10 protein-coding genes, 2 tRNA genes and 1 pseudogene are annotated in these 12,793 nt (G+C 66.2%); 5 read left to right on the top strand and 8 right to left on the bottom strand.

The genetic code is table 11. From position 1 onward, the window contains the following. Positions 1 to 123: 123 nt before the first annotated feature. A tRNA-Pro gene (locus tag DI526_RS17535) sits at positions 124 to 200 on the bottom strand. Between the two features lie 165 nt (positions 201 to 365). On the opposite strand from DI526_RS17535, the gene DI526_RS17540 reads away from it, so the two are divergent. Then, positions 366 to 439, top strand: a tRNA-Gln gene (locus tag DI526_RS17540). Between the two features lie 566 nt (positions 440 to 1,005). Then, a complete protein-coding gene (locus tag DI526_RS17545; RefSeq protein WP_304280707.1) occupies positions 1,006 to 1,434 on the top strand; it encodes a MucR family transcriptional regulator in 429 nt (142 codons plus the stop codon). A gap of 140 nt (positions 1,435 to 1,574) precedes the next feature. Here DI526_RS17545 and DI526_RS17550 read toward each other — a convergent pair whose 3' ends face one another. The 3 genes from DI526_RS17550 to DI526_RS17560 all read right to left on the bottom strand — a co-directional run bounded on the left by DI526_RS17550 (position 1,575) and on the right by DI526_RS17560 (position 6,322). Continuing rightward, positions 1,575 to 3,341: an ATP-binding protein gene (locus DI526_RS17550; RefSeq protein ID WP_304280709.1), complete on the bottom strand. Its 1,767-nt coding sequence runs from the start codon at positions 3,339 to 3,341 to the stop codon at positions 1,575 to 1,577. A gap of 118 nt (positions 3,342 to 3,459) precedes the next feature. After that, positions 3,460 to 4,008, bottom strand: coding sequence for a GNAT family N-acetyltransferase (locus DI526_RS17555; protein WP_304280711.1), 549 nt, complete (start codon positions 4,006 to 4,008; stop codon positions 3,460 to 3,462). Between the two features lie 130 nt (positions 4,009 to 4,138). Next, positions 4,139 to 6,322 carry a S9 family peptidase gene (locus DI526_RS17560; RefSeq protein WP_304280713.1) on the bottom strand — a complete coding sequence of 728 codons (2,184 nt, stop codon included), beginning with the start codon at positions 6,320 to 6,322 and terminating at the stop codon, positions 4,139 to 4,141. 133 nt (positions 6,323 to 6,455) lie between these two features. Between DI526_RS17560 and DI526_RS17565 the strand changes: the two genes are divergently transcribed. The 3 genes and pseudogenes from DI526_RS17565 (at position 6,456) to DI526_RS17575 (ending at position 9,619) form a co-directional block, all read left to right on the top strand. Further along, on the top strand, positions 6,456 to 7,304 hold the full coding sequence (locus DI526_RS17565; RefSeq protein ID WP_304280714.1) for a serine protease: 849 nt from the start codon (positions 6,456 to 6,458) through the stop codon (positions 7,302 to 7,304). A gap of 65 nt (positions 7,305 to 7,369) precedes the next feature. Beyond that, positions 7,370 to 7,563 (top strand): annotated as a pseudogene (locus DI526_RS17570) (CsbD family protein); the annotation flags it as partial. A gap of 151 nt (positions 7,564 to 7,714) precedes the next feature. Further along, complete coding sequence (locus DI526_RS17575; protein WP_304280716.1) at positions 7,715 to 9,619, top strand: CocE/NonD family hydrolase; 1,905 nt, start codon at positions 7,715 to 7,717, stop codon at positions 9,617 to 9,619. 35 nt (positions 9,620 to 9,654) lie between these two features. Here the strand turns inward: DI526_RS17575 and DI526_RS17580 are convergent, their stop codons facing one another. The 4 genes from DI526_RS17580 to DI526_RS17595 all read right to left on the bottom strand — a co-directional run bounded on the left by DI526_RS17580 (position 9,655) and on the right by DI526_RS17595 (position 12,675). After that, positions 9,655 to 10,125, bottom strand: coding sequence for an OsmC family protein (locus DI526_RS17580; protein ID WP_304280718.1), 471 nt, complete (start codon positions 10,123 to 10,125; stop codon positions 9,655 to 9,657). 145 nt (positions 10,126 to 10,270) lie between these two features. Beyond that, positions 10,271 to 10,720 carry a MaoC family dehydratase gene (locus DI526_RS17585; RefSeq protein ID WP_066687271.1) on the bottom strand — a complete coding sequence of 150 codons (450 nt, stop codon included), beginning with the start codon at positions 10,718 to 10,720 and terminating at the stop codon, positions 10,271 to 10,273. Positions 10,721 to 10,934: 214 nt separating this feature from the next. Next, positions 10,935 to 12,281: an Nramp family divalent metal transporter gene (locus DI526_RS17590; RefSeq protein ID WP_304280721.1), complete on the bottom strand. Its 1,347-nt coding sequence runs from the start codon at positions 12,279 to 12,281 to the stop codon at positions 10,935 to 10,937. Between the two features lie 58 nt (positions 12,282 to 12,339). Beyond that, positions 12,340 to 12,675 (bottom strand): ribbon-helix-helix protein, CopG family, encoded by a 336-nt coding sequence (locus DI526_RS17595; protein ID WP_304280723.1) that lies wholly within the window; start codon positions 12,673 to 12,675, stop codon positions 12,340 to 12,342. Positions 12,676 to 12,793 lie beyond the last annotated feature (118 nt).

Here is a 12,793-nt window from a genome sequence, read left to right on the forward strand (position 1 = left end):
TTCCAAACGAAGAGCGCACGACGGCGCGCCGCATCGCGCACCGCGGCGGTCGGCGTCTTGGCGCCTGCCGCTAAAGTTCTGTTTTCTTGGCAAGTTTCCCGCCTCTGGTTGGCGGGGAGGAAATGGTCGGAGTGGCAGGATTTGAACCTGCGACCCCTGCGTCCCGAACGCAGTGCTCTACCAGACTGAGCCACACTCCGACTTGGAGGCCGGCCTTATAGGAGGGTGTTTCGGAGGGCGCAAGCGCCTTTTTCGACGTTCGTGCGACGACCCGAAAAAAGATCGAAAATGGGCTGTTGCATCCATCCGAGTCGTGAGCTATCTCCACCGCCTCGCCGGGCCCTGACGGGTCTCGCCGTTCCTGCTGGGGAATGGTGTAATGGTAACACTGCGGTTTTTGGTACCGTCATTCTAGGTTCGAGTCCTAGTTCCCCAGCCACTTCTCCCCCTGGCTAGTCTTGCGTCTTCCAGGCTCGCGAAGCGAGCTTTGTTCGCCTTTTCCGGCGGTCTTTAGTTTCGCGCCTGGCGGCTTGGCTTTGCGGTCGGAGGCTGAGCGCGCGGCCGCGTCGCGGCGCAGATCACAAGAGCGGCGGGCGTCCATTGCGAGATCCTGCCGAAGACGGCCGATTGTTTTCCAGCCAAATCGAGACGGGTGCTGGCTCGGTCCACGTCACGCCGGAATGTTGGTTCGGTCTCAACGTCTGCGTGTCTATTCTGACTTTTGATACGAGAAATAGATATTCGCGTCCTGAGCGACAATCGCATACATGCGGGCTATTCGCACTTGCGAGACAGCTAAGCGGTTTAGCGCTTTTAACCCTGTTTTCCGGACCTAAAACGAGGTGGTCAGCGTTATAGTTGACGGAAATTTTCCTCGCCGGGCGCGTTCCTCCACAAACGATTGCTAAGCTCTAAAACGAATCAATCATCGCTCTCGCGCAGAACTACTTGTTTTTCTCAAACGAAGGTGTATTTGCGGGAGAATAGGGGAATGGAGTTGTGATCGTGGAAGACAAAGCGACCCTGATCGAGCTTACGGCGGAAATCGTCGCCAATTACGTGGCAAATAATTCTACGCCTGTTTCGGAACTTCCGGCGTTGATCCGCGCGACGCATGACGCGCTGGCGGGCATTGGCGCGCCGCCCGCGCCTCAGGTTGAGACCGTCACCAAGGCGACGCCGGCTCAGATCCGCAAGAGCATCACGCCCGAAGCGCTGATCAGCTTCGAGGACGGCAAGCCTTACAAGACGCTGAAGCGCCACCTCACGACCCACGGCATGACCGTGGCGGAGTACAAGGCCAAGTGGGGGCTGCCCAACGATTATCCGACAACCGCGCCCGCCTACAGCGAAGCGCGTTCCAAGATGGCCAAGGCCCTGGGCCTGGGCCAGGGCGGCCGCAAGACCAAGGCCCCGCGTTCGCGCAAGGGCTGAGACCGGCGCGACGTCGCTGCGGCGGCGTGGCTTCTGGAATCAAAAGGGGGCGTTCCGACGCCCCCTTTTTTTCGCGTGGTCCGGCGCGCAGGTCTGGCGGCGGGGTGACCCGAACCGCTCACACACAAACCTGACGCGCTTTAGGCGACGCCCCGGGTGTCGGCGTGATCGACGAGCGGATCGATCGACAGGGCGCGGCCCAGCGCCTCCACCAGGCGCGGGATCTCCACCGGCTTTGGCACAAAGCCGTCCATGCCGGCTTCGGCGTACAGGCTGGTTTCGTGGGTGAGGACGCTGGCGGTCACCGCGATGATCGGCGTGCGGGCGCGCCCGGTGGCCAGTTCGCGCGACCGGATCGCGCGGCTGGCGTCGACGCCGTCCATGACCGGCATGTGGATGTCCATCAGAATGGCGTCGAAATGGCCGGCCTCCCACATCGCCAGCGCGTCGCGGCCATCGACCGCGAACTGGGCCGCGACGCCGATATGGCCCAGCAGGGTCAGCAGCACGGCGCGGTTGGTCTGGTTGTCGTCGACCACGAGGATCTTGGGCGCTTCGGACGTCGCGTCCTCCGCCTTGGCGAGATCGCTGGCGGGATGGGACCCCGCTTCCGGCTCCACGCGCGGCATCGGCAGGGTGACGGTGAAGCACGACCCGCCTAGCTCGGCCGCCGAATAGGCGATCGCGCCGCCCATCAGCTCGCTCAAGGTCTTGCAGATCGCCAGGCCCAGGCCCGAGCCGCCGGCCCGGCGGGTGCTGGAGCTGTCGAGCTGGACGAATTTCGTGAACAGGCGATCCCGCTCGGCCTCCGGAATGCCAGCGCCGCTGTCGGCGACCCGCGCCGTGATCGTCTGGTCGTCGCCGTCGACGCGCACCCGTACGGCGCCGTCGTCGGTGAACTTGATCGCGTTGGAGATCAGGTTCGACAGGATCTGCCGCAGGCGATCGGCGTCGCCCAGCCGCCACCCCTGCGCGCTGGCGGCGATCTCGAGGTCGAAGTCGAGGCCCTTGTCGCGCGCCAAGCCGCCATACAACTGCCGCAGCCCGTCCAGTTGGGCGGAGAGGTCGAACGGGGCCGGGTGGATTTCCATCTTGCCGGCCTCGACCTTCGAGATGTCGAGGATGGCGTTGATCACGCCCAGCAGCGACTGCCCGGAGGCGGTGATGGTGTCCAAGCGGCGGCGCTGGTCCGGGCTGAGATCGCCGGCCGCCATGATCTGGGCCATGCCAAGCACGCCATTGAGCGGCGTGCGGATCTCGTGGCTCATGGTGGCCAGGAACTCGGTCTTGGCGCGGTTGGCGGTCTCGGCCGACAGCGCCAGGCTCTGGGCCTCGGTCTTCAGTCGCCGGTTCTCGGTCAGTTCGCGCTGGAGCTCGACATTGAGCGCATCGCTGGCCAGGCGGGAGCGCACCTCGCGAAGGACCACGCCGCGCATCAGGCTGGACATGCCTAGGGCAGCGAAAGCACCGGCCAGACTCACGAAGGCGTAGGTGCTGATCACATCGTCGGGGGCCTCCCTGGCCATCACGATCAGGCCGCCGAAGGTGGCGCTGACGCTGACCAGCGCCACGCGACGCGAGGGGGCGGAGGTGGCGAACGCCAGGCCGATGAGCACGAAGTACACGAGCTTCACCGGCTCGAAGTGCAGAATCTGGTAGGCGACGACGTTGGCCAGCAACAGGGCGTTCATGCCCAGCGCCACCAGCTCGAGGCCCCAGCCCACGACGGCGCGGCGGCCGAGCAGGATCCAGGTCGCCAGGCCATAGAAGCAGGCGGTGGCCGACAGGCCTTCCAGGATCAGGAACGCAGGTCCGGTTTCATAGAAGGGGTGCGACAGGGTGATCAGCGCATAATAGATCGCGCTGGTGATCAGATAGCCGCGCATGATGGGCACGTAAGCGCGCATAAGCGCAACTTCCGCTCGCCGATCCGCCTCGGTCTCCTTCACCTGCAAGCCCAGCCCTCGACCACGTCCGACGCTAGTCTATACGCGCGCGAGGTTAAACTTTACTTCGGGCGGACCCCTATACCCCGCTGAGGGACAGTCCCGGCTGGTCGGGCGGTGTCGAACCGCCGCCATTCAGGGGACGCTGCATCCAGACCAGGTCCAGCCAGCGGCCGAACTTGTGGCCCATATCCGGGAAAACGCCCTGCTTTTCAAAGCCGAGGGCGGCGTGCAGGCCGATGGAGGCCGTGTTGCCGCTATCGCCGATCACTGCGCACATTTGCCGCAGGCCTAGCGCCTCGCAGGCGTCGATCAGGGCCTGGAGCAGGGCGCGCCCGACGCCATGGCCCACCACGTCCGGCGCGACATAGATGCTGTCCTCGACGGTGTAGCGGTAGGCCGCGCGCAGGCGAAACGGACCGGCATAGGCGTAGCCCACCACCTTTCCGTCCAGCTCGGCGACCAGATAGGGCAGGCCGCGGGCGAGGAAGGCCTCGCGCCGCCGCGCCATTTCCGCCGCGTCGGGCGGGACCTCCTCGAAGGTCCCGAACCCGTTGAGCACGTTCCAGCCGTAGATCGCGGTGATCGCGGGGATGTCGGCGTCGGTCGAGGGTCGGATCTGCAGCATTGAATTCTCGAAAACTGAAACCCCTCCCCCCTTGCGGGGAGGGGCAGGGGTGGGGGTGTCAGCGCCGAGAGTCGAAGCGCCGAGCCAGCGCCCCCATCCCCAACCCCTTCCCCGCGAGGGGGAAGGGGCTCTAAGCCCAGCCCTTCTCCACGGCCCAGACCGCGAACGCATAGTCCAGCGCGATCTCCTTGAGGAAATCAAAGCGCCCCGACGCCCCGCCATGGCCGGTGTCCATGTTGATCTTCAGCAGGACGGGATTGCCGCTGGTCGTGTGCTCGCGCAGCTTGGCGGTCCACTTCTCGGGCTCCCAGTAGGTCACGCGTGGATCGGACAGGCCGCCGGTCGCCAGCACCGCCGGGTAGGGCTTGGCCGCCACGTTGTCATAGGGGCTGTAGCTGGCGATGTAGTCGTAGGCCTCCTTGTCCTCCAGCGGATTGCCCCATTCGGGCCATTCGGGCGGGGTCAGGGGCAGGGTGGTGTCGCTCATCGTGTTCAGCACGTCGACGAACGGCACGGCCGCGATGATGCCGGCGAACAGGTCCGGGCGCAGGTTGCTGATCGCGCCCATCAGCATGCCGCCGGCCGAGCCGCCATAGGCCACCGTGCTGGCCGGCTTGCCGTAGCCGGCCGCGTGCAGGTGCTCGGCGCAGGCGATGAAGTCGGTGAAGGTGTTCTTCTTCTTGAACTTCTTGCCGTCCAGGAACCAGCCCCAGCCCTTTTCCGAGCCGCCGCGCGGACAGGCCGTGGCCCAGATCCAGCCGCGGTCGACCAGGCTGAAGTTGCGGATCGAGAAGCTGGGCTCCATGGCGATGCCGTAGCTGCCGTAGCCGTACAGCAGCAGCGGCGCCGAGCCGTCCAGCTTGGTCCCCTTCTTCATCAGGACGAAGATCGGCACCTCGGTCCCATCGCTGGCCTTGGCGTTCAGGCGGCGGGTCTCGTACTTCGACGGATCATGGCCGGAGGGGATCTCCTGCGTCTTGCGCAGGGTCCGCTGGCGGCTCTTCATGTCGTAGTCGAACCACTGACGCGGCGTGGTCATCGAGTTGTAGACGAAGCGCAGGTTGTCGGTGTCGTACTCGTAGCCGCCTTCCAACGACAGGGCGTAGGCGGCTTCGTCGAAGCCGATGACGTGTTCGGCGCCATCAGCGGCGGTGACGGTGACGCGGTTCAGCGCGTCGACCTTTTCCAGCCGCACGAACCAGCGCTTGAACGCCATGGTCCCCGAGATCAGGCGGCCGGGCTGGTGCGGGATCCAGTCCTTCCAGTTGGCCTTGCCCGTGGCGCCCTCGGGGGCGGTGACCAGCTTCCAGTCGACGGCGCCGTCGGCGTTGGTGCGGATCACCCAGTGGTCGTTCCAGTGCTCGACCTCGTAGCGGACGCCGACCTGGCGGGGCTGGAAGATCATCGGCTTGGCGGTCGGGTCGGCGGCCGGGATGATCAGCGCCTCGCTGGTCTCCTGGTTGCCGCACGAGATGACGATGTACTTGTCGGAGCCGGTCGCGCCGACGCCGATGAAGAAGCCCTCGTCGGGCTCGTCATAGATCAGCACGTCGTCCTTGGCGGTCCCGCGCGCGGGGCGGCGATAGATCTTGGCCGGGCGGCCGTTGTCGTCCCGGAACGTCCAGAACAGCCACTGGCTGTCGGGCGAGAAGCAGAAGTCGCCCGTGGTGCTTTCGACCGGGCTGTCCAGCACCTTGCCGGTCGCCAGGTCCTTCACATGGATGCGGTAAACCTCCGAGCCCTGCTCGTCGACGGCGAAGGCGTAGAGCTTGTGGTCGGGCGAATGGCTGGCCGCGCCGACCTGGTAGAAGGCCTTGCCCTTCGACTCCTTTTCCTCGTCCAGCAGCACCTCCTCGGCGCCGCCGCCCACCGGCTTGCGGGCGTGAATCGGATGCTGAGCGCCCTTGTCGTAGCGCGTGTAGTACTCGAACGGACCGTCCTTGGCCGGGACGCTGGCGTCGTCCTCCTTGATGCGGCCCTTCATCTCCTCGAACATTTTTTGTTGAAGCGCCTCGGTCGAGGCCAGCATGGCCTTGGTGTAGGCGTTCTCGGCCGTCAGGTGCTCCTTGACGTCGGCCTTGATCAGGGTGGGGTCGCGCAGGACCTTCTGCCAGTTGTCGTCCTTCATCCAGGCATAGTCGTCGGTCCGCTTGCGCCCCAGCTGCTCGATCGTCTTGGGAGTCTTCTTGGCGACCGGTGGGACGGGGCGGGTAGGCGATGAGGACATGGAAGATCCGAAAGCTATTCCAGGAAGGACTGCGGTGGACGAGGTAAGCGCGGCTGCGGCGCTCGTCATCATCTGGCGGCGATTCATGCGAGAAAATTCCCCGTAACCCTGCACAACGCGCGACTGCGGCAGAACGACAACTTGCGGTGCGAAAAACCTGTGGTCAAACTCGCAAGGCGTCGGGCGCAGTGGTTTTTGTAAGCGTAGCGAAGGGGGCGACATGGCGTGGGATTTGTCCGTCGACCTGATCAAGGCGACGGTGCAACTGGAGCAGCCCCTCGGCGATGGCTCGCGCACGGTGGGCACCGGGTTCCTGGTGTCCGACCCGACCCCCGACGGCAAGCCCCGCATCATCCTGGTCACCGCCGCCCACGTCTTCGAGAAGATGCCGTCGATGTCGGCCCGGATCGGCTATCGCATCCAGGGCGCCGAGGGCGTCTGGCGCTATGATCCCGAGACGCTGAAGATCCGCGACGGCGATCATCCGCTGTGGACCAAGCATCCGACCCGCGACGTCGCGGCCATGGTGGTCGAGGCGCCGCCGGAGTTCGCCAAGGCGGCCATTCCGCTGAACTACCTGGCGCAGGACGACACCTTCAACAAGTACAACCTGGGACCCGGCGACGAGATGATGGCGCTGGGCTTCCCGCGCGGGCTTTCCGCGAACCCGGCGGGCTTTCCGATCCTGCGCTCGGGGCGCGTGGCCTCTTACCCGCTGGCCCCGGCGACCAACTTCCCGACCTTCCTGATGGACTTCTCGGTGTTCCCCGGCAATTCCGGCGGGCCGGTGTTCATGGCCGAGGGCGCGCGTCGCCGACCGGGCGCCAGCGAAAGCCAGGAGGTCCAGTTCGTGGCGGGCCTGCTGACCCAGCAGGTCGAGCTGTCGGGCGAGCGGCTGGAGATCGGCATCGTCACCCACGCCAAGTTCATCCGCGAAACCCTGGCCCAGCTCGACAAGGTCCCCGGCGCCACGATGACTCAGGCGCGCGCGGCCAAGCCCGAACCGGCCATGCCCGGCGCGACGCCGGCGGTGGCGGTCTCGGCCATGGCCATGGGCGCGTCCCACTAGCTCGGAACGGACCGCTCTCCGGGCCGTTTCTTCTGCGACCACAACAGCATCGCAGGAGACAGACCATGAGCACCAACCGTATCGAAGGCGCGATGGACAAGGCTGCCGGCGCCACGAAGGAAGCCATCGGCAAGATGACCGACAACGAGCGCCTCGAAGCCGAAGGCGCGGCCCAGAAGGCCAAGGGCGACATCCAGAACAAGGTCGGCCAGGCCCAGGACAAGATCGGCGACGCGATCAAGCGCTGAACCCCAGCCTACGACTGACGAAGAAGCCGCCGGAGCGATCCGGCGGCTTTTTTCTATGCCCGACCCCTTCCGCTCCGCGGCCCGATGGGTGACCTCTGAAAAAGTGGCTTGAGCGTCCGTCAGCGGATGGTTTGCTGGTCGCCTGTGAGAGGGGAGAGCAGCATGCGTGTTTCAGGCAGGGTCTGTGCGGCGGTCATGGTTCTGGCGATGGCGTCGCCGAGCTGGGCGCAGGACTATTCGCAGTTTTCGGACGCCGCGATCGAGCGGGAGCTGGCCCAGAAGGCCGACGTGACCATGTTCGAGATGGTGCCGATGCGCGATGGCGTGCGGCTGGCCACCAACATCTACCGGCCCAAGGGCGCCAAGGGGCCGCTGCCCACCATCCTGATCAAGACTCCCTACAACGAGCTCACCTACAAGGTCGGCAGCAGCCGCAACGCGCTGGAGGCGATCAAGCACGGCTACGCCCTGGTGCTGCAGAACGAGCGCGGCCGGTTCTACTCGGAAGGCGACTGGGAAATCCTGGGCAAGCCGCAGACCGACGGCTATGACACCCTGACCTGGATCGCCAAGCAGCCCTGGTCGAACGGCAAGGTCGGCACGCGCGGCTGCTCGTCCTCGGCCGAGTGGCAGCTGGCCCTGGCCGCCCAGAATCACCCCGCCCACGCGGCCATGGTCCCGCAAGCGTCCGGCGCCGGCATCGGCAAGGTCGGCGAGTTCGAGGAGCAGGGCAACTGGTACACCGGCGGCGTCCCCCGCAACCTGTTCTTCGTCTGGCTGTACGGAGTCGACAATCCCCTGAACCCGCAGCCCCCCAAGGGCCTCGACCAGCCGACCATCGCGCGCCTGGCCAAGTACAACGACCTGGCGCCGAACAAGCCCTCGGTGGACTGGCCCAAGCAGATCCGTCACCTGCCGGTGGCCGACATGCTCAAGGACCTGGGCGAGCCGACGGGCACGTTCGAGGAGCTGATCAACCGCAAGGGCCCGGCCGATCCGGCCTGGCGCAAGGGGGGGCTCTACCACGACGACATGGGCTGGGGCGTGCCGGCCCTGTGGTTCAATTCCTGGTACGACGTGTCGATCGGCCCGAACATGGCCCTGTTCAACCACGCCCGGACGGTGAACTCCGACAAGGAGGCCAGCGCCAACCAGTACGTGGTCGTCACCCCGTCCAACCATTGCGGCTTCAATTCGCGGGTGCTCAGCGGGCCCTACACATCCGGCGACCGGGCCATGGGTTCGATCAACTTCGATGCGGAGAACGAGGTCTACGCCTTCTTCGACCACTGGCTGAAGGGCGATGCGGCCGCGTTCCCGGCGTCGACCCCGCCGGTCCGCTACTACACGATGGGCGCCAACGCCTGGCGCCAGTCCGCCCAGTGGCCGCCGCAGCAGGCCAAGACGGTGCGCTTCTATCTGCGCTCGGGCGGCCGGGCCAACAGCGTCAACGGCGACGGCAAGCTCTCGACCGCCGCGCCCGCCGCCGGGGAGAGGCCGGACCGCTATGTCTATGACCCGGCCAATCCGGTGCAGACCATCGGCGGCGGCGACTGCTGCAACGGCGGCCTGGTGATCGCCGGGGCCTTCGACCAGCGTCCGGTCGAGGCGCGCGACGACGTGCTGGTCTACACCAGCGAGCCGCTGACGGAGGCCATGGAGGTGACCGGTTTCGTGCGGCCCGTGCTGCACGTGTCGTCCGACGCCAAGGACACCGACTTCGCCGTCAAGCTGGTCGACGTCGCGCCCGACGGCACGGCCTATATCATCGGCGACACCATCATGCGGGCGCGCTATCGCGACGGCTACGACAAGCCCAAGATGCTGGCTTCGGGCGCGGTCAGCGTGGTCAAGCCGACGCCGATCACCACCAGCAACACCTTCCTGCCCGGGCACCGCATCCGGATCGAGGTCACCTCGTCGAACTTCCCCAAGTTCGTCCGCAACCTGAACACCGGCGGCGACAACGAGAAGGAGGCGACCTTCGTCGTCGCCCGCAACGCGGTGCACCACGCCGTGGGCCAGGCGTCCTATGTCGAGTTCCCGGTCGTGCCGGCGACCAAGTAGTCCTCAAAAAGGGGAGGTCGAGGTCCGAGAGGACTTCAGACCTCCTCGTAGGTCGCCGCGTAGTCGACCGGAAAGTTCACCGACCGGGCGATGAAACAGACCTTGTGAATTTCGTGATGGATGGCGTCGGCCTTGGCGAGGTCGGCGCCGTGCTCGACCACGATGTGCGGCCGTAGCGTCGCGCGCAGGAAACGACCCGCGCCGTCCGGCGTACTCTCGCCGACCCCGACGGGCGTGTCGCGATAGCCGCGCACCACGATCCCCGCGCTCGACGCCAGATGCAGGTACCACAGCATGTGGCAGGCGCTCAGCGAGGACAGCAGCAGGTCCTCGGGATTGTGCAGGGTCGGGTCGCCGCCCAGCAGCGGATCGTTGGAGCAGCGCACCACCGGCTTGTCGGGTGTGGCGATGGTCCAGGTGCGGTCGTAGCCCCTGTAGGTCCGCGTGCCCTGGCCGCGATCCCCGGTCCACTCGATCAGGCTGATGTAGTCGTGCTGCTTGGCCATGGCTTAGCGCTCCTCCGGCCGAACATCTGTGTCATCCCGGCCGAAGCGCAGCGTAGAGCCGGGACCCAGGGGCTAGCGGCAATGCGGTTGCCCCTGGGTCCCGGATAGCCGCTTCGAGGCTTCCGGGATGACATGGGAAGGGAGACTAAGCTCCGTAGATCACCGAGATCGTCTCGGCGACGCAGGCGGGACGTTCCTCGCCCTCGATCTCGATCGTGCACTCGTTCTTCATCTGCAGGCCGCCGGCCTTGGGCTCGACGCTGACCAGCTTCTGGCGCATCCGCACGCGCTTGCCGACCCGGACCATGCCGGTGAAGCGGACCTTGTCGCAGCCATAGTTGATGCCGCGCGTAACGCCGGTGACCCGCAGGATGCCCGCGCCCAGCATCGGGATCAGCGACAGGGTCAGAAAGCCGTGGGCGATCGGGCCGCCGATCTCCTTGGTGGCGCGTTCGACATCGACGTGGATCCACTGGTGGTCGCCGGTGGCCTCGGCGAACAGGTTCACGCGCTCCTGGGTGATCTCGACCCAGTCGGACACCCCCAGCTCCTGGCCCACCAGGCCCGCGAGGTCGGCGTAGGCGACTTCCTTCATGGCGCTTTCTCTCCCAAACGTTTGTTTGGATTGGTGGCATGTGAAGCCGAACGGAGCAAGCGGTAGCCATCTTTTCAACCGAACTCCCCGGCGAATGCCGGGGCCCAGATTCATCCGAAGCGTTTTGAGTGTTCGCGTCACCATGCGGTGGCGGCCTGGCGCGGCCGTGGGTTCGATCTGGGCCCCGGCATTCGCCGGGGAAGTTGGCCTCTGTTTACGAGAACGTGCTCACCACCAGCCAGACATTGGCCGCCGAGATCACCACGAACAGGAACCAGGCCACGGTCTTCGTGATCCAGCCGTTGGCGAACCGGCCCATCAGCGCCTTGTCGTCGGTGAAGCGCAGCAGCGGCCAGATGGCGAAGGGCAGCTGGGCCGACAGCACCACCTGGGTCAGCACCAGCAGCTTGCCGACCGAGTGCTCGCCCAGCGCCAGGACGCCGATCAGGGCCGGGACGATCGCCAGGACCCGGGTGATCAGCCGCCGCTGCCAGCAGGGAATTTTCAGATTGAGAAAGCCCTCCAGGATCACCTGGCCGGCGATGGTGCCGGTGAAGGTCGAGCTCTGGCCCGAGGCGAACAGGGCGATGGCGAACAGCACCCCGGCCAGGGCGCCGCCCGTGACGGGGGCGAGCAGCTGGTGCGCCTCCTCGATGCCGGCGACCTGCGTCAGGCCGGACCCGTGGAAGTCCGAGGCGGCCAGGATCAGGATGGCGGCGTTGATCAGCAGGGCCAGCAGCAGCGAGACCACCGTGTCGATGGTCGACAGCCGGATCGCGGCGCGCTTGCCGGGTTCGTTGGCCGGCGTCAGCCGCGTCTGCACGATCGAGGAATGCAGATAGAGGTTATGCGGCATGATCGTCGCGCCCAGGATGCCGATCGCCAGGTACAGCGCGTCGCCCTGCCTCAGCGCATCGAGCGAGGGGACGAGGCCCTGCGCCACCTCGCCGGCGTTTGGCGGCGCCAGGATCAACTGGACGAGAAAGCAGATCCCGACCGTCGAGATCAGGCCCAGGATGATGGCCTCGAGCTGCCGGAAGCCCTTGCCCTTCAGGCCCAGCACAATGATCGTGTCCAGCGCGGTCAGCAGCACGCCGCCCCACAGCGGCACGCCCAGCAGCAGCTTGAAGGCCAGGGCGCAGCCCAGCACCTCGGCGATGTCGCAGGCGATGATGGCGAGCTCCGCTAGCAGCCACTGGACCTTGACCGTGCGCGGCCCGAACCGCTCGCGCGACATGCGGGCCAGATCCTTGCCGGTGACCAACCCTAAGCGCATCGACAGGGTCTGCAGCACGATCGCCGCCAGGCTCGACAGCACCACCACGAACAGCAAGGACGTGCCGTAGCGCGCCCCGGCCTCGATGTCGGTGGCCCAGTTGCCGGGGTCCATGTAGCCGACGCTGACCAGCAGGCCCGGCCCCGCCACCCGCAGCATCCGCTTCCAGGTGGGCAGGCCATCGGGCACGGCGACCGCGCCGCGCACCTCCGACGGGCAGAACGGCGCGGTGGCGGTCTTGGGAAGCGAGATCCGGGGAAGGCGGTCGAGCAGGGCGGCGAACATGCGGCCTAGTTAGGGGCGCGTGGGTGGGGTTGTCAGCCCTCGATGGTCAAGCCCCGGCCTATTCAGCGGGTTCTAGCGCCCGTGCGCGGGTGGAGAGCGCGACGGCTTCTTCGTTGGCCGTCGAAGTGTTGGCGGCGGCCGAAGTCTTGGGGCGGCGCTTCGCCGCCGCGCGCGGGGTTGCGGCCTTGGCGCCCGCGACAACCCGGCTAGCGCGTGAGACGCGGTCCGCGAGGGTGGGCTGGTCCTTGAGGGTTTCAAGGCCCTTGATGATCAGCTCGCGTATCAGCTCGCCCTTGCTGATATCGCGGGTAAAAGCGATTTCACGCAGCCTGCGATCGACGGCCAGCGGAAGATAGATGGTGCGTAGAACCATGTTGTCTGCTGCGGCGGTCATTGGAAGGCTCCTCGAAAAAGATCGTCATATGTACATATGAACGCGTGACTCGCAAGTTAACGGCTACATATGTACACATGAACGTGTGATGGTCAGGTCAGTTGCTGAATATACGGAT

It is taken from the genome of Caulobacter segnis (genome assembly GCF_003243465.1).
Classification (GTDB): Bacteria; Pseudomonadota; Alphaproteobacteria; order Caulobacterales; family Caulobacteraceae; genus Caulobacter; species Caulobacter segnis_A.

What these genes read in the sequence shown, in the direction of transcription:
- DI526_RS17585 (WP_066687271.1), bottom strand. Translation starts at nt 10,720, where the DNA reads ATGAAGGAAGTCGCCTACGCCGACCTCGCGGGCCTGGTGGGCCAGGAG.
- DI526_RS17550 (WP_304280709.1), bottom strand. Translation starts at nt 3,341, where the DNA reads ATGCGCGCTTACGTGCCCATCATGCGCGGCTATCTGATCACCAGCGCG.
- DI526_RS17590 (WP_304280721.1), bottom strand. Translation starts at nt 12,281, where the DNA reads ATGTTCGCCGCCCTGCTCGACCGCCTTCCCCGGATCTCGCTTCCCAAG.
- DI526_RS17575 (WP_304280716.1), top strand. Translation starts at nt 7,715, where the DNA reads ATGCGTGTTTCAGGCAGGGTCTGTGCGGCGGTCATGGTTCTGGCGATG.
- DI526_RS17580 (WP_304280718.1), bottom strand. Translation starts at nt 10,125, where the DNA reads ATGGCCAAGCAGCACGACTACATCAGCCTGATCGAGTGGACCGGGGAT.
- DI526_RS17560 (WP_304280713.1), bottom strand. Translation starts at nt 6,322, where the DNA reads ATGAATCGCCGCCAGATGATGACGAGCGCCGCAGCCGCGCTTACCTCG.
- DI526_RS17555 (WP_304280711.1), bottom strand. Translation starts at nt 4,008, where the DNA reads ATGCTGCAGATCCGACCCTCGACCGACGCCGACATCCCCGCGATCACC.
- DI526_RS17565 (WP_304280714.1), top strand. Translation starts at nt 6,456, where the DNA reads ATGGCGTGGGATTTGTCCGTCGACCTGATCAAGGCGACGGTGCAACTG.
- DI526_RS17595 (WP_304280723.1), bottom strand. Translation starts at nt 12,675, where the DNA reads ATGACCGCCGCAGCAGACAACATGGTTCTACGCACCATCTATCTTCCG.